Origin of the sequence: Streptomyces bambusae, assembly GCF_020532645.1 — a bacterium.
GTDB lineage: Bacteria > Actinomycetota > Actinomycetes > Streptomycetales > Streptomycetaceae > Streptomyces > Streptomyces bambusae.
This window is the reverse complement of the sequence record NZ_JAJAUZ010000005.1, coordinates 1-14,502: the sequence shown is the minus strand read 5'-3', so window position 1 is coordinate 14,502 and position 14,502 is coordinate 1. Positions and strand designations below refer to the sequence as shown.

Annotated in this window: 16 protein-coding genes; 10 read left to right on the top strand and 6 right to left on the bottom strand. The window is 73.2% G+C overall.

Annotated features, from left to right (window positions below):
- Positions 1–127: 127 nt before the first annotated feature.
- Positions 128–775, bottom strand: a complete 648-nt coding sequence (locus LG634_RS05025; protein WP_226732382.1) for a hypothetical protein — start codon at positions 773–775, stop codon at positions 128–130.
- Between the two features lie 400 nt (positions 776–1,175).
- Here LG634_RS05025 and LG634_RS05020 point away from each other — a divergent pair, with 400 nt between their 5' ends.
- From LG634_RS05020 to LG634_RS04995, 6 genes are all read left to right on the top strand, one after another.
- Positions 1,176–2,093, top strand: a complete 918-nt coding sequence (locus tag LG634_RS05020; RefSeq protein WP_226732381.1) for an NADP-dependent oxidoreductase — start codon at positions 1,176–1,178, stop codon at positions 2,091–2,093.
- 160 nt (positions 2,094–2,253) lie between these two features.
- Positions 2,254–3,804, top strand: a complete 1,551-nt coding sequence (locus tag LG634_RS05015) for an LPXTG cell wall anchor domain-containing protein (protein ID WP_226732380.1) — start codon at positions 2,254–2,256, stop codon at positions 3,802–3,804.
- Between the two features lie 258 nt (positions 3,805–4,062).
- A complete protein-coding gene (locus tag LG634_RS05010) occupies positions 4,063–4,455 on the top strand; it encodes a hypothetical protein (RefSeq protein WP_226732379.1) in 393 nt (130 codons plus the stop codon).
- Positions 4,452–5,225, top strand: coding sequence for a transcriptional regulator (locus LG634_RS05005; RefSeq protein ID WP_226732378.1), 774 nt, complete (start codon positions 4,452–4,454; stop codon positions 5,223–5,225). Before LG634_RS05010 ends, LG634_RS05005 begins: the two co-directional genes overlap by 4 nt.
- Positions 5,226–5,340: 115 nt before the next feature.
- Positions 5,341–5,748, top strand: coding sequence for a roadblock/LC7 domain-containing protein (locus LG634_RS05000; protein WP_226732377.1), 408 nt, complete (start codon positions 5,341–5,343; stop codon positions 5,746–5,748).
- A gap of 54 nt (positions 5,749–5,802) precedes the next feature.
- Entirely contained in the window at positions 5,803–6,177 is a 375-nt protein-coding gene (locus LG634_RS04995) for a hypothetical protein (RefSeq protein ID WP_226732376.1), read from the top strand.
- Between the two features lie 50 nt (positions 6,178–6,227).
- Here the strand turns inward: LG634_RS04995 and LG634_RS04990 are convergent, their stop codons facing one another.
- Positions 6,228–7,826: a sigma-70 family RNA polymerase sigma factor gene (locus LG634_RS04990; RefSeq protein ID WP_226732375.1), complete on the bottom strand. Its 1,599-nt coding sequence runs from the start codon at positions 7,824–7,826 to the stop codon at positions 6,228–6,230.
- 227 nt (positions 7,827–8,053) lie between these two features.
- On the opposite strand from LG634_RS04990, the gene LG634_RS04985 reads away from it, so the two are divergent.
- Positions 8,054–8,305: a DUF6158 family protein gene (locus tag LG634_RS04985; RefSeq protein ID WP_226732374.1), complete on the top strand. Its 252-nt coding sequence runs from the start codon at positions 8,054–8,056 to the stop codon at positions 8,303–8,305.
- Here LG634_RS04985 and LG634_RS04980 read toward each other — a convergent pair.
- Positions 8,290–8,745, bottom strand: coding sequence for a PaaI family thioesterase (locus LG634_RS04980; RefSeq protein ID WP_226732373.1), 456 nt, complete (start codon positions 8,743–8,745; stop codon positions 8,290–8,292). The genes LG634_RS04985 and LG634_RS04980 overlap by 16 nt on opposite strands.
- Positions 8,746–8,860: 115 nt before the next feature.
- Here LG634_RS04980 and LG634_RS04975 point away from each other — a divergent pair, with 115 nt between their 5' ends.
- Positions 8,861–9,415, top strand: a complete 555-nt coding sequence (locus tag LG634_RS04975) for a DUF6434 domain-containing protein (protein ID WP_226732372.1) — start codon at positions 8,861–8,863, stop codon at positions 9,413–9,415.
- 24 nt (positions 9,416–9,439) lie between these two features.
- On the opposite strand, the gene LG634_RS04970 is transcribed toward LG634_RS04975, so the two are convergent.
- The gene (locus LG634_RS04970; RefSeq protein ID WP_226732371.1) at positions 9,440–9,814 is read right to left on the bottom strand and encodes a hypothetical protein; all 375 of its coding nucleotides are present in this window, start codon (positions 9,812–9,814) and stop codon (positions 9,440–9,442) included.
- A 101-nt stretch (positions 9,815–9,915) separates the two neighbouring features.
- A complete protein-coding gene (locus LG634_RS04965) occupies positions 9,916–11,697 on the bottom strand; it encodes a S8 family peptidase (protein ID WP_372482371.1) in 1,782 nt (593 codons plus the stop codon).
- Positions 11,698–12,085: 388 nt separating this feature from the next.
- Between LG634_RS04965 and LG634_RS04960 the strand changes: the two genes are divergently transcribed.
- Both LG634_RS04960 and LG634_RS04955 read left to right on the top strand, forming a co-directional pair.
- Positions 12,086–13,090, top strand: coding sequence for a winged helix-turn-helix domain-containing protein (locus LG634_RS04960; protein WP_226732370.1), 1,005 nt, complete (start codon positions 12,086–12,088; stop codon positions 13,088–13,090).
- 108 nt (positions 13,091–13,198) lie between these two features.
- Complete coding sequence (locus LG634_RS04955; RefSeq protein WP_226732369.1) at positions 13,199–13,825, top strand: hypothetical protein; 627 nt, start codon at positions 13,199–13,201, stop codon at positions 13,823–13,825.
- 12 nt (positions 13,826–13,837) lie between these two features.
- On the opposite strand, the gene LG634_RS04950 is transcribed toward LG634_RS04955, so the two are convergent.
- Positions 13,838–14,410 (bottom strand): hypothetical protein, encoded by a 573-nt coding sequence (locus LG634_RS04950; RefSeq protein ID WP_226732368.1) that lies wholly within the window; start codon positions 14,408–14,410, stop codon positions 13,838–13,840.
- Between the last annotated feature and the right edge of the window lie 92 nt (positions 14,411–14,502).

Below are 14,502 nucleotides of genomic sequence, written 5' to 3'. Positions count from 1 at the left end.
GGGGCGGGGTGCGGGCGGAGCCCGCGCCTCCGACCGCTGCGCAGTCGCCCCCGCCCGGCGGCCACCGGGCCGGTCGGCGGCCGGACATGGGCCGCCGACGAGAGCCCGGCCGCCCCCTGGGGGAACGTCAGGTGCGCACGAGGTACCACGAGCCCTGGCCGTTGCAGCCGTTGCGGTTGTTGTCGTTGGTGGTCCGGAAGCCGGACGGGATGGGTGAGCCCGAGCAGGTCCACAGGCCCTCACGGGCGAGCTGGTGGTACCACACGCCTTGGCCGTTGCAGAGGTTGCGGTTGTGGTCGGTGATGACGTAGCCGGGGACGATGGGCGAGCCGGAGCAGGCCCAGATGCCGTCGCGGGCCGGTGCGTGGTACCAGGCGCCGCGGTCGTTGCAGAGGTTGCGGTTGTGGTCGGTGATGACGTAGCCGGGCACGATGGGCGAGCCGGAGCACGCCCAGGTGCCGTTGCGGGGCTGGGCGTGGTACCAGGCGCCCTGGCCGTTGCAGAGGTTGCGGTTGTGGTCGGTGATCACGTATCCGGGCACGATGGGCGAGCCCGTGCAGGCCCACACGCCGTCGTAGACGGGCTGCTGGTACCAGGCGCCCTGGCCGTTGCAGAGGCTGCGGTTGTAGTCGGTGATGACGTACCCGGCCGGAACGGGCGTCCCGGAGCAGGCCCACCCGGACGTCGCGGCCCGGGCTCCCCGTTCCGCAGCGGCGGCCGTGCCCGCCGTGCCCGTGATCATCGCGGTGGCGATCAGGACGACGGCCCCGATCACCGCCGCGATTCTGCCTCTGGCGACCGCCGTGCCGGTACGGATTCTTCCCGCCCTGCGGAAGGCGCCGGCCGCCTCACCGCTCCGTGCCTGCCATGGCAGACCGCGCCGACTCGACTGCCGTTCTCCGATGCTCATGCATGCCCTCCCTGCAAGGACGGCGGCCCGTGCCGCTGTCACGACGCGCAGAACGTAGCAACGGATTTGCGTGCATCACCGGCAGCGGCTGATTTGCCAGGAATAACGGCTCAAGGCCACTTCTTGACACCTGCATCACGGGTGGTGCCCGGGACCCCGCGACACGCGCAGGCCGAGCGCAGCGGACGGGTCGGGGCCGTGTGATGGGATGGGCCGCGCCGAGAGGGGGGCAGGGCCGAGCGAAGGGCAGGGAATGGCCGAGGACATGCGGGCGATGACATACGAGCAGTACGGCGGGAACGAGGTGCTCCGGGACACCCGCGTGCCGCGCCCCAAGTACGGCCCCGGCGAGGTGCTCGTGCGCGTGCACCGGGCCGCCGTGAACCCGGTGGACTGGAAGATCATGGGCGGGCATCTCGACGCGCTCATGGACGTGGTGTTTCCCGTGGTGCCCGGATGGGACGTGGCAGGGACCGTGGCGGCGGTCGGCATCGACGTGCCCGAGTTCGCCGTCGGGGACGAGGTGTTCGCGTACGCGCGGAAGGACTACGTGCACGGCGGGACGTTCGCGGAGTACGTGACCGTGCCGGTGCGGGCGCTCGCGCACAAGCCGGCCGGGATGAGCTGGGAGCAGGCGGCCGGGCTGCCGCTCGCGGGGCTGACCGCGTACCAGTTGCTGACGCGGCTGGGGACCGGGCCGGGGGACGTCGTGCTCGTGCACGGGGCGGCCGGCGGGGTCGGGTCGCTGGGGGTGCAGATCGCGCGGGCGCTGGGCGCGAGGGTCGTCGGGACGGCTTCGCCGCGCAACCACGAGCGGCTGCGGGAACTCGGGGCGGATCCCGTGCAGTACGGGGAGGGACTCACCGACCGGGTGCACGAGATCGCGCCGGAAGGGGTGAGCGTGGTGGCCGACTTCGTCGGCGGAGTGCTCGACGTGACCACGGCCGTGCTGAAGGAGGGCGGGCGGCATGCGTCCGTCGCGGACGCGTCCGTGCTCGGGGCCGGCGGGCAGTGGATGTGGGTGCGGCCCGTGGGGAGCGATCTGGAGGAGCTGGCGCGGCTGGCGGGGGAGGGGAAGCTGACGGTGCCGGTGGCGCGGACGTTCCCGCTGGGGGCGCTCGCCGAGGCGTTCGAGTTCAGTCAGACGGGGCGGGCGGCCGGGAAGATCATCATCGAGGTGTGACCGGTCCGCCGGACCGGCGGAAAAAGTCTCTGCGGGCGTACAACCCTTCGTGGTTCTCGTGTGTCTTGTGGGTGCAGACGTATGTGAACCACCATGGCCGACCGGCCGGGAAGAGGGGCGCCAGGTGAGCGTGAGCCGACGCAGGCGAGGGGGAGGGGCCGTGCTGGCCGCCGCACTGCTGGGGCTGGGTGGCACGGCCCCGGCGCAGGCCGCGGACCGGCCCGAGCTCGCCCTGTACGCCCCGCAGGACTTCCACTTCGTGGCGCCCGAGGGCGGGCCGGACGCGGGGAACCGGTTCGAGTCCGTGCTGTACGCGAAGGGGCGTACGGCGAGCGGGGACGAGATCAACGCCGAGGACGTCGTCGCCGAGTTCGACGCCTCGGAACTGAAGGGGAAGGTCACCCTGTCGGGGCTGGGTGTCGGGTGCACCGCCGTGGACTACGTGGTGACCTGCCGGCGGGGGGACTTCTACCAGCGGACCGAGGTCGTGCCGTTCACGATGGTGAGCGTCGCGGGCGTGCCGGTGGGGGAGGCGGGCACCGTCCGGGCCCGGTTCTCCAGCTCGAACGCGGGCGCCTTCACGCATGACACGCGGGTGTTCGTCGGGAAGCCGAAGGCGGCGCTCGGGGCGCACCCGGCGTACCGGATCCCCGTGGCGCAGCGGCGGGCCGCCCCGCCGCTGACCCCCGCCTTCGGGAACGAGGGACAGGTCGCGGCGCCGCGCGGGGTGCTGCTGTACGTGCGGGCCGCGGAGGCCGTGTTCACCGGGCCCCGGTACTCGAACTGCTTCTATCCGCAGCAGCGGGACACGACGTACTTCTACTGCGCGTTCCCGAAGGCCGGCGGGCTGAAGCCGGGGACCGCGTTCCGGACGGAGAAGCCGTTCACGGCGCGGACCGTGCACGACCAGATGAAGGGCGGGTACGAGTACCGCATCGAGACGCTCGGGGCGCTGCCCGAGTACGACCGGGGCTACCGGAAGCTGGTCCGGGGCACCGGGCAGCCGCTCGGGCTCGTGTCCGTGCCGGCCGACACGCTCAGCGGGGAGGGGCAGTACTCCTTCCAGTCCGAGGACTACGAGCAGGGCGCCGACTGGACGGTCCAGGGGATCACCGTGCGGGGGCGGGTCGGTGACGTGGTCGAGACCGACGTGCCCAACCCGGCCGTGGTGCCCGAGGGGCCGCGGCCGTCGTTCGTGCGCGTGGACCTGCCCGAGGGGACCGAGCTGGAGCTGCCCGGGCCCGGCGAGGGGCGGCCCGGGGTGCGGTACTGCGGGCTGAACGAGTACCAGCAGGTGTCGTGCGAAGCCGCCGGGAAGGCGGTGCTGCGGCTGCGGATCCTCAAGGAGGTGAAGGGGGCGCGCGGGCAGCTCGTGCTCGGGAGCGAGCCTGCGAACGGCGAGGTGAACCCCGCCGACAACAAGGCGCCGGTCTACCTGGCGGTCACGCCCGGGCCCTCGCCCAGCGCCACGCCCTCGGGGACGCCGTCGGGCACTGCGTCGCCCACGCCGAGCGGGTCCGCCAGTGCCACCGCCTCGCCGTCGCCCTCGTACGGGACCACGGCCGGGACGGGGGGCAACCTGTCGAACACCGGTGCCGGGGCGGCCTGGCCGGCTGCGGCGGGTGCGGTCGGCGCGCTGCTGCTCGGGTCCGGGGCGCTCTATGCGGCGCGCCGGCGCCGGGCCGCGGGTGCGGTGGGCGACGAGGGCTGATTCCGGCTCGCTGCGGAGGCCCCGGCGGTTTCGCCGGGGCCTTCGGCGTTCCCGAACCCGTCGGAAGTGATCTCAACCGATCGTCGTACGGTCACCGCCGACGGCCGGAAGATCCTCTTCCGGCCGAGGGCCGCTGTTTTTCGGCATGTTCCGATGGAATGTGCCCGAACACACTTACTCCACACGGATGTTGAGTAGCGTTCTGTGTCGCCGCCGTTACGTGACCCACCCGCACGGCCGGCAGGGAGGGGAGCCCGCGTGCCCGGGATCGATGAATGCCTGTTCGAGGCCATGGCGCTGCCGGGCGCCCTCGGGGCCTCGCTGGTGGACTGGAGCAGCGGTCTGGCACTGGGAACGGCCGGGGAGTCGCCGGTGGGGGACCACGAGACCACCGCCGCCGAGACCGCCGAACTCGCCCGCGCCGCCGCCGAGTACGAGTCCTTCGCGCCCGGGCCCGGACCGGCCGACGACGGCCCGCCCCTCGAGGACGTCATCGTCACCACCCGCAACGGATACCACGTCCTGCGATTCGTGGAGACCAGCTTCGACAGCAGCGTCTTCCTCCACCTGTGGCTCGACCGCTCCGCCGGCAACCTGGCCCTCGCCCGGATAAGACTCCGGGACCTCGCCGGGGAGCTGGTCCTGGGATGAGCGTGCACGCGGCGGTCGCCGTCTCCTCCATGCTCCTGCGGCTCGCCGCCGAACGCGCCACCGGCGCCCTGCTGCGCGACCACGGCACGCTGTTCCTGGAGGACGGCCGGATCGTCCACGCGGAGAGCCCGGCCACGCCCGGCCTCGACGTGCTGCTGACCGCCGGCGGGCGGCTGCCCCGCTCCAGCTGGCAGGAGGCCGTCGACCGGGCCGGCCCGCACCGGCAGGTGGGCCGCTTCCTCGTCGAGAGCGGCCGGGTCGGCGGCGGCGAACTGGAGATCTGCCACCTGGGCGCGGTCTTCGACGCCGCGTTCTTCGCCCTCGGGCCAGGCAGCGGCCCCACCCGGTTCCGACGCGGCGCCACCCACTGGATCGGCTCCCTGCGCTCCGTATCGGCGGCCGCCGTCGAACGCGAGACCGTACGCCGGCGGGAACTCCTCGACAGCGTCTGGCCGTACCCGGTCGTCGACTCCGCCCCCGTCGTGCCGCGCCCGGCGGCCCCCGGCCAGACCGTCACGCCCCGGCAGCGCGCCCTGCTGCACCGGGCCGACGGCCTGCGCACCCCGGCCCAGCTCGCCTGGGACATGGGACGTTCCGCGTTCCACACCCTGCTGGAAGTACGCCGTCTGGCCGCGACCGGACTGGTCGAGACCCCGCGCGACCCCACCCCGATACCCCCGACCACCCTTCCCGGCTGGGTAACCGACGTCGACTCCCCGGACATCGCCCTGCTCCGTCGGCTCCGTGACGCCTTGGAGGCAACCCTGTGACCGTGCTCTCCCCCCGTTCCGCCGGCCAGGCTGCGTGTACGCCGTCATGAGGCTCCCGATGCGCCAGCGCACGGGGAAGACGGCCGGCCGGAGCCTCGACGAAAGGAGACAGCTGATGACGGCAGAGCCTGAAGTGCTCGGAGAGCTCCGCCGCTTAAGGGCGCGCCTGCCGCAGCTGACCGGAGCCCTGGCCGCCAGTGTGGACGGGCTGGTGCTCGCGCGCGAGACCTCGGCGGGAGAGGCCGAGAGTGTCGCCGCGCTGACCGCCTCCGCACTGGGCGTCGCCCAGCGGCTGACCGACCTCACCGGGCAGGGCGGCTTCCGTGAACTGCTCGTCCGAGGTGAGGACGGCTACGTGGCGACCTACGCCGCGGGCCGCTCCGCGGTGCTGACCCTGCTGGCCGAACCGCGCATCAACGTGGGCCGCCTCCACCTGGAGGCGCGCCGCTCCAGCGCCCGCATCGGCGAACTCGTCGACGGCGCGCTCGCCCGCCGCGAAGGCCCGGGCATCCGCACCCCGTAACCCCACACGCACCACCGTCACATCACGACGCACACCAGAAAAGGAACAACCCTCATGGCGAACACCGAAACCGCCCTCAAAGAAGCAATGACGGCCATCGACGGCGCGATCGGAGTAGCCCTCGTCGACTACACCAGCGGCATGGCCCTCGGCCTGCTCGGCGGCGGCAAGGACCTCGACCTGAACATCGCGGCCGCCGGCAACACCGACGTGGTCCGCGCCAAGGTCCGCACCATGGAGATGCTCAAGCTCAACGACGAGATCGAGGACATCCTCATCACGCTCGGAAGCCAGTACCACCTGATCCGGCTGCTCAAGTCGCGCAACACGAACGGGCTCTTCCTCTACCTGGCCCTGGACAAGAACCGCGCCAACCTGGCGATGGCCCGCCACCAGCTGCGGAGCATCGAGGCCGAACTGGAGGTCTGACCCGGAGCCGCCGGGCCGCCCCACGAGGGAGCCGGCCCGGCGGGGCACGGTCACTGCGCGCCGAAGACCTGCGTCCACCAGGGGCCGCCCGAGCCGGAGTGGATGCCGATGCCGATCTCCTTGAACGAGCAGTTGAGGATGTTCGCCCGGTGCCCGGAGCTGTTCATCCACGAGTCCATCACGTCCGCCGCCGACTGCTGGCCCCGCGCGATGTTCTCCCCGTACGTCGACCAGCGGTAGCCGGCGGCCGTCACCCGCTCGCCGGGGCCGTCGCCGTCCGGGTTGGTGTGGTCGAAGTAGTCCCGCGCGGCCATGTCGTCCGAGTGGCCCTGGGCCGCCGCCGTCAGCTTGGAGTTGGACGTCAGCGGGCCGCAGCCGGCCGCCGCGCGTTCCTTGTTGACGAGCGATATGACCTTCCCGGCCGTCCCGGTCGCGCCGCCGGAGCCCCCCGGGGCGCGGGTCGCGGCCGGGCGCGGCTTCGCCGTCGTCTTCGCCGGCTTCGGGGCGGGCGTGGGCGTACGGGTCGTCGCCGACGGGCTCGGCGAGCGGGTCGCGCTCGGCGACGGCGACGCGGAGGGCGAAGCCGAAGCGGAAGGAGAGGCGGACGGCGAGGGAAGGGCCGGGTCCGACACCGGCTCGGCGGGGGCCGCCAGCGGCCGGGACCGCTCGGCCTGCTCCTCGTCACCGCCGAACAGCCAGAACGCGCCGCCCGACACCGCGACCACGGCCACCGCACCGGCGGCCACCGCCCGGCGCCGGCCGCGGCGCCGCTGCAGCGCCCGCCGGGCCCCGCGGGACCCGGCGCCCGCCGCCACCGACGTGCCGTACCCGACCGAGGCCATGCCGGCCGCCGCGGACTCCCGGGTGGCGGCGATCAGGCCCGCCGCCGGCGCGACCAGGCCCAGCCCGGCCAGCAGCCCCTCGGCGGGGAACAGTCCGCTCCACAGCCCCGAGCAGCGGACGCAGTCCCGGGCGTGCCGGGCTATTCGCTTGCGCCACAGGGCGCTCGGCACGCCATCCCACGTCTCCAGACCCGAGGCCAGCGCCGGACACGGCGGCTGCGCCTGCACGGCGCGCACGACCACCCGTGCGGACTCCAGCTGCGCCTTCATCCGCTGCACCCGCACCGCCGCGTGCTGCGGGGACAGCTCCAGCGCCTCCGCGACCTCGGTGCGGGTCAGCTCACCGGCGCACTCCAGCCACCACAGGGACAGCAGGGCCCGGTCGTCGGGCTCCAGCCAGCGGGTCGCCTCGGCGGTCTCCAGCCGCTGCCCGGTCAGGTTCAGCCGGACCACCGTCAGGTCCACGAAATCGGCCCCCGGGTCGGCGACGTCGTACGCCGAGTCCAGTCCGGTCGCGCCGGTGGCCGCCTGCCGGGCCTGGCGGTCCTGCCAGTGGGCCCGTACCCGGTTCATGGCGATCGCCACCAGCCAGGAGCGGAAACTCTCGGGCGTCCGCAGGCCGCCCAGACCGTCCAGGGCCCGCAGCATGGTGTCCTGCACCACGTCGTCGGTGTCGGCATGGCCGTTCAGCGCCCGGCCGACCACGTTGTAGACGAGCGGCAGGTACGCGCCGACGAGTTCGTCCTGCGCCCGCATGTCGCCGCCCTGAGCGGCCACGACCAGTGCCGTTCCCTGCTGTATGCCCATGTTCCGATCAACCCTGCCTGTCCCGGACGACGATGTTGCCCAACACCTGGGAGACCCCGGGGCGCCCGCGCGATAACGGAAATCCGCCGAAGATTTTTCCGGAGCGGACGGCGAGCGTCCGCTCCGGGTTTCGCACACGCTAGCGGGCCGCCTCCGCAGTCCGGATGCCGGGCCGGGCGACGGGGCACATGCTGGTCGGGGGAGACGGATTCCGGGAGGAGTCAGCGATGCCCGATCACCACGAAGGCGTACCGCCGGGAGAGCTTGCCGAGGACAGGCTGCTCAAGGAGCTGGAGGCCATCCACCGGACCCGGCACGAGACCCTGCTGCACGGCTCGGACGAGGCCCTGGACACGCACAGTCACAGGATGGCCGAGCTGGAGGACGAGTACCTGCGCCGGCACCCCCGGCGGGCCACCTCCCCGAGCCGCACCCGGGCCGGTGCCCGGGCCCGGGGCGCCGTTCAGCAGGCCGGATAGACCGCACAGGTCGTGGTGGCGTGGGCGTAGAGCTTGCCGTCCTCGATGCCCACCAGCCGGGCTTCCGACGTGGCCAGCGTCCGGCCGATGTGCAGTGCGGTGCCGGTGGCCCGCAGCTTGCCGGTGGCGGCCGTGGCCGGCCGCAGCAGGTTCAGGTTGAGCTGGGCCGTCGTGTAGCCCACGCCGGCCGGCAGCCGGGTGAGCACCGCGCAGCCCAGCGCCGAGTCCAGCAGGGTGGCGAAGTAGCCGCCGTGCACCGTTCCCATCGGGTTGTACAGGTATTCGCCGGTCTCGCCCTCGAACACCGCCGTGCCGGGTTCCGCGCTCACCAGCCGGAATCCGAGGGTCTTCGACATGGGGGGCTGCGGGATCCGGCCGTCGATGATGGCGCGGAGGAAGGCGAGCCCGTCGAGCTGCGCTGCGTCGTTGCTGTCGGTCATGCCCCGAGGTTAGGCCGTGCCGGCCCGGCGGAGACCGGGAACGCCCGGGTTACGATCATTGGATGAGATCCTCTGGCATGTCCACGGCTCGCAGCCGGTTCGACAGCGGCCCCGCGTGAGGCCCGGCGACCCGGCCCGGCCCGCTCTGACGGCCGCCCTGACCGGCACCGAACTCCTCCGCTGGTACTGGACCCTGGCCGAACTCACCGGACTCGCCCGGCTGCTCGCCGTACCCGTCGGAGGCGGCAAGGCGGCGCTGACGGAACGCCTCGCCGCCGCTCTCGACGGCAGGCCGCTGCCCGCCCGTGACGCCGCGCCCCGCCGCCCCTCGGCCCGCCAGCTGACCGCTCCGGTCGACGGCACCAGCGTCATCCCCGAGGGACAGCGCTGCAGCCAGGTGCTGCGGGCATGGTTCCGCGAGGAACTCGGACCCGCCTTCCACTTCGACGCGTTCATGCGCGCCTACATCGCCGGGAACGCCGGCCGCACCCTCGCGGACGCGGCCCGGCACTGGCGGGAGACCCGGGACGAGGCGGCCCGCCCGCAGGAGATCGGCGAGCAGTTCGAGCTCAACCGCTTCCTGCGCGACTGGCACGCGGCGCACCCCGGGGCCGGCCGGGCCGAGGCGCTCGCCGCCTGGCAGACCCACCGGGCCCGGCCGCGACACTGACCCCGGCCGGGAGGAGCGGCGGCCTCAGCCGTCCGCGGCAGGAGCCGCCTCCGGGACCGCGGCCAGTACCGCAGCCAGGTCGCCCGGCATCACCGCGATCAGCACCGGCCCCTCGGCGGAGCCGCACTCCACGATCCGCGAGCCGGGGTTGACCGACATGCCCTCCCGGACCGTCGGGCCGCGCACGCCGGTACGCCGCAGGTCGGCGGGCAGGGTCTGGAGGCTGCCGCGGCCGAACGACGGCGCCCAGCCCAGCGGGACGGCCCCGGTCAGCAGCCGGCCGGGGCGCCAGCGGCGGGCCAGGGCGGTCCGCCGCAGCATGCAGTGCACCCCGGGCGGGGCGGCGGGCGCGGCCTGCGCGGCGGGGCGGCCGAGGGAGCGTCTGAGGAATCCGGTCACCCCCGCATTGAAACACCGCCCCCGGGTCCCGGCCGTAACGGCGGGGTCCCGGGGGCGGTGCTGTGGGGGGTTACCGGTGATGGCCGGTGGCGGAACCGGACCTAGAAGGTCAGGTTCCAGGCGTCGATCTTGCCGACGTCCTGGTTCGCGATGTCCTGGACACGCAGCTTCCACGTACCGTTGGCGACCTCCGAGGAGGCGTTCACCGTGTACGTCTTGATGACGTTGTCCGTGCTGTCGCTGTTGGCGAAGTCCTCCAGCAGGTACACCGAACCGTCCGGCGCGACCAGGGAGACGACCAGGTCACCGCGGTAGGTGTGCTTGATGTCCACACCGACCTTGAGGGCCGCCGGGGCGTTGCCGGTGACGCCGGAGACGGTCAGCGGGCTGTCCACCGTCGACCGGTCGACGATGGTGACGTCCGTGGTGGTCTCGAAGAACTTCCCGGGCGGCGGGGTGCTGCCGACGGCCTTCAGGGCGTCGGTCTGGCCCTCGCCGAAGAAGCCGTTCTTCGTCGTGGTGCCGGTGCAGCGGCTGTCGGACGGGCAGGCGGTGTCGTTCGCCTGGACGCCCAGCGCCGTGCGGATGTCCGCCGGGGTGTAGCCGGGGTTGGTGCTGGCGATCAGCGCGGCGACACCGGCGACGTGCGGCGACGCCATCGAGGTGCCGTTCATGTTGCCGTACTTGCCGCCCGGCAGGGTGGAGTAGACGCCCGAGGCACCGTCGCCGCCGGGGGCCGCGATGTCGATGACGCCGTTGCCGAAGTTCGAGTACGAGGCCTTGACGTTGCCGTTGCCCATGGCGGCCACGGTCACGACGCCCGGCAGCTCGGTCGGGATGTCCAGGCAGGCGTTGGTGATGGTGCGGGTGACCGGGGTGGAGTCGTTCGGGGACTCGCTGTCGGTCGTCTTGTTCGCCAGGTCGTAGTTGCTGTTGCCGGCGGCCGCGACCTGCAGCGAGCCCTTGCTCTCCGCGTACACCTGCGCGCGCCGGACGCCCTCGATGATGGCGGCCTGGTCCACGTTGTCCGGGCAGTTGAACTGCCACGGGTCCGTGTAGTAGCTGTTGTTGGTGACCTTGAAGCCGTGGTCACCGGCCCACATGAAGCCGCAGACGGTGTTCTCGGCGAAGAACAGGCTGCTGCCCGGCTCGGCGATGCGCACCGAGGAGATCTTCACGCCCGGGGCGACACCGATGACGCCCTTGCCGTTCTTGGCGGCCGCGACCGTACCGGCCACGTGGGTGCCGTGGGTGCCGACGTCGCGCCACGCACCGGCCCGGGTGTCCGCCTTGCCGTAGGCGCAGGACGCCGAGTCGGCGGCGTTGAAGTTCGGGGCCAGGTCCTGGTGCTGGTCGTCCACACCGGTGTCCAGGATGCCGACCTTGACGGTGGCGGAGCCGGTGGTGACCGCCCAGGCCTGGTCGGCCTTGATCTGGGTCATGTCCCAGCGGTTCGACTCGGTCAGCGTGGTCGTCGTCTGCGACGGGTTCGCGGGCAGCGCCGGGTTGTAGGCGTCCGCCGGCACGTCGGAGGTACGGGTCGCACCGACCTGCTGCACGCCGCTGACGCCGCGCATCGCCGAGGCGAAGCCGGCCGAGGCGGAGTGGGCGACGATGACGCCGATCGCGTCGTAGTTCGCGAAGACCGTACCGCCGTTGTTCGCGACGGCCGTGCGGACCGCGGTGCTGTCACCGGGGGCGGTGATCACCAGGTAGGCACGGGTGCCGGCGACCCAGCCGGCCGTCTTCGCCGAGGCGGACGCGGTGGCGGCCGCGGGAGCCTTGGCGGCCTTGGCCGCCGGCTGACCGGCCGGCGGGTTGGTGTCCGCGAAGGCGGTGCTGCTCGCAAGAGCCAGGGCGGCGCTCAGCGCGGTGGCCGCCACGACGGGGGTTCGAAGCCGACTGAATATGTGGGGTATCAATGCGTCCTCCGAAAACCCGGCGGTGCACAGGGCGCCGCCGGGCTGTCTCAATAAAAGGGGTGAACGCAAGATGTCAGACCGGTGCAGGGGAAGGGAAGCAGGGAAAACCCTTGCCGTGCGGACCACTTGTACGGAATCCGGCGTTCCCTGCCGGTTGCGCCCCGGTCCGCCACCCGCCCACCCCCGTGGGGCGGGCGGCGGATCCGCAGTGCGGCGCTCCGATACGCCGGTCCCCACTGTGCGGCGCGGCCGGCCCCCGCGACATCCCGTTAAGTCTGGGCTGAAACCCTCGTAGACGCCGGTCCCCGCGGACCGCAGACTCGGGGCGAGAAAGCAGGGGGAGACCACGGTGATACGGATCCACTTCACGGCGGAGGACCTGGCCAGGACCCGCGTCGGCACCACCGTCGGCGCGGCCGCCGAGACGTACCAGGCGCTGTCCCTGCTGGACTGCCCCGACCGGACCCTGCCGTTCCGGCCCTGGCGGACGAGGGTCGCGCGTGAACTGGGCCCCGAGGTCCGCCCGCTGCTGGCCCTGCTGCCGCGGTCCGGGCCGGCCGTGGACCTGTTCACCCTCGTCGGCGACACCGGGAACATCGACGAGGCCGCGGAGTCCCTGCTCGCGACCCCCGCCCACCGGCTGCGGGAGGAACTGGGCAACCTGCGGTTCGACCCCCGCCACCTGCCCTGGGTGAAGCGGTTCGCCGACGGCGACCGGGAGGCGCGGGAGGAGGTCGCGCACGCACTGCGGGCCGTCCACCGCACGGCCGTCGCCCCCTGGTGGCCGCGCGCCGCCGCCCATCTGGACGCCGTACGCGCCGATGTCGCCCGGACCCTCCTGGACGGCGGGGTCGAACGGGTGCTGGAGACCCTGTGCGTGCCGCTGATCCGCTGGCGGCCGCCGGTCCTGGAAGTCGACCACCCGCGGGACAAGGACATCCGCCTCGGCGGCCGCGGCCTGGTCCTCGTCCCGACGGTGTTCAGCCGCCGCGAGGCGGAGGTGTACTGGGACCCGTCCGACGACACCGCCCCGCACGTGCTGTCCGTGCCCACCCTCACCGATCCGGTGGCCGCCGCCCGGCTGTGGGAGGACGGCGAACCACCCGAGCAGGCCCTCGGGGCGCTGCTGGGCCGCACCCGGGCGGCCGCGCTGCGGGCCACCGTGCACGGCTGCAACACCACGGAACTCGCCCGCCGGCTCGGCGTCACACCGGCCGCGGCCAGCCAGCACGCGACCGTGCTGCGCAACGCCAACCTCATCACCACGAACCGGCGCGGCGGCGCCGTCCTGCACACCATCACGGCCCTCGGCAGCGTGCTGCTCGAATCCGTCCCGGGCGGACGAGTTCGCTGACGGGCAACAGCGTGATCCCGGCTCTGTGACGAACGGGATCCGGCCGTTCTCCGTCCCGTCCGCGCCGCGCTACGGTGTCGCCGGACTTCCCACGGAGGAGACGGAACCATGGCCCACAGACGCACCCTCGCCGCCGCCCTTGCCCTGGTCGGCGCCCTGGCACTCACCGCCTGCAACAACGGGGAGGACAGCGCCCAGGCGCCGTCCGCCGGCGGCGGATCCGGTGCGGGCAAGGGCGGCAGTACGGCCACGACGGCCCCGGCCGAGCCGACGGCCGCCACTCCGGCGGGCGGCACCACAGAGAAGCCGACGGCGGCCGCGTCGAAGAAGCCGGCGCCGCCCGCCGCCAAGCCGGTCAAGCCCGGGGTCCCGAAGCCCGGGTCCACCTGCGACCACAAGATGCCGATCTCCCCGGACGAGATCGCCGTCTACCGCTACACCCCCGAGGGCGGCTTCCTCTCCCTCATCGTCAGGCACGGCAACTGGGGCTGCGGCACGCCCGACTCGGACGGCGCGCCGTTCGAGACGGTCGGCAAGGAGACGTTCATCCCGCTGAACCAGGCCGCGAACATCACCGTCACCGACCCGATCGTGGCGAGCACCGAGAACCAGCCCATCGGTGTCCAGGAGTTCCTCGACTGGCTGGAGGCGCACCCGGACTCGGGCCTGGTGTTCACGTACCGGCTGGGCAAGGACGGGGCGATCGACACCCTGGACCAGGTGTTCACCCCCTGAGCCGCGGGCCGGTCAGCTGAGGCCGGTGAACACGAAACCGGCGATCGGCGCACCGAGCAGGGCGCCCGCCCACACCTGTGCCGTGGTGTGGTCCCGCAGCACCACGCGGGACCAGCCCACCAGTGCGAGCAGCGGCACCGCGGCCAGCGCCCACGGTCCGAAGGCCACTGCCGCCACGGTGATCGCGCCTGCCGGCACCGCCGTGTGAAACGAGATCTTCCACACGGTGGTGACACCCAGGAACACCACGAGCGCCACCAGCATGGCGGCGATCAGGGCCACCAGCTCGAACGGCCCGTCGAGCAGCACGATCAGGGCGATCCCCGCCGCCACCGAGGCCATGATCCCCGGCAGTACCAGCAGCCGGTCCTGACGCCGGCGCACGTGCCGGTCGCCCCACCAGCCGCGCCGCCGGCCCCAGCCGATCCACAGGGCCGGCAGCGCCGCGCAGAACACGCCGGCGACCAGGCCCCAGGCGACGCCGGTCATCCGGTCCGCGTGCCAGCCGACGAGCAGGGTGACGGCGAGGAGCCAGTTCTTGGGCTCCAGGCCGTCGGTGATGCGGGTGGCGGCGGTCTCGGTCACGGGGACCCCACCACCCGCGGGGCGCCCTCGGCCGCCGCGAACGCCTCGGCCGCCGCCGAGTGGTAGGCGGCGGTGAGCTGCCGCAGCCGGGC

Bases quoted from the DNA above. Each gene is read 5' to 3' on its own strand.
- LG634_RS05020 (WP_226732381.1), top strand. From the start codon at position 1,176: ATGCGGGCGATGACATACGAGCAGTACGGCGGGAACGAGGTGCTCCGG.
- LG634_RS05005 (WP_226732378.1), top strand. From the start codon at position 4,452: ATGAGCGTGCACGCGGCGGTCGCCGTCTCCTCCATGCTCCTGCGGCTC.
- LG634_RS05000 (WP_226732377.1), top strand. From the start codon at position 5,341: ATGACGGCAGAGCCTGAAGTGCTCGGAGAGCTCCGCCGCTTAAGGGCG.
- LG634_RS04995 (WP_226732376.1), top strand. From the start codon at position 5,803: ATGGCGAACACCGAAACCGCCCTCAAAGAAGCAATGACGGCCATCGAC.
- LG634_RS04990 (WP_226732375.1), bottom strand. From the start codon at position 7,826: ATGGGCATACAGCAGGGAACGGCACTGGTCGTGGCCGCTCAGGGCGGC.
- LG634_RS04985 (WP_226732374.1), top strand. From the start codon at position 8,054: ATGCCCGATCACCACGAAGGCGTACCGCCGGGAGAGCTTGCCGAGGAC.
- LG634_RS04980 (WP_226732373.1), bottom strand. From the start codon at position 8,745: ATGACCGACAGCAACGACGCAGCGCAGCTCGACGGGCTCGCCTTCCTC.
- LG634_RS04955 (WP_226732369.1), top strand. From the start codon at position 13,199: ATGGCCCACAGACGCACCCTCGCCGCCGCCCTTGCCCTGGTCGGCGCC.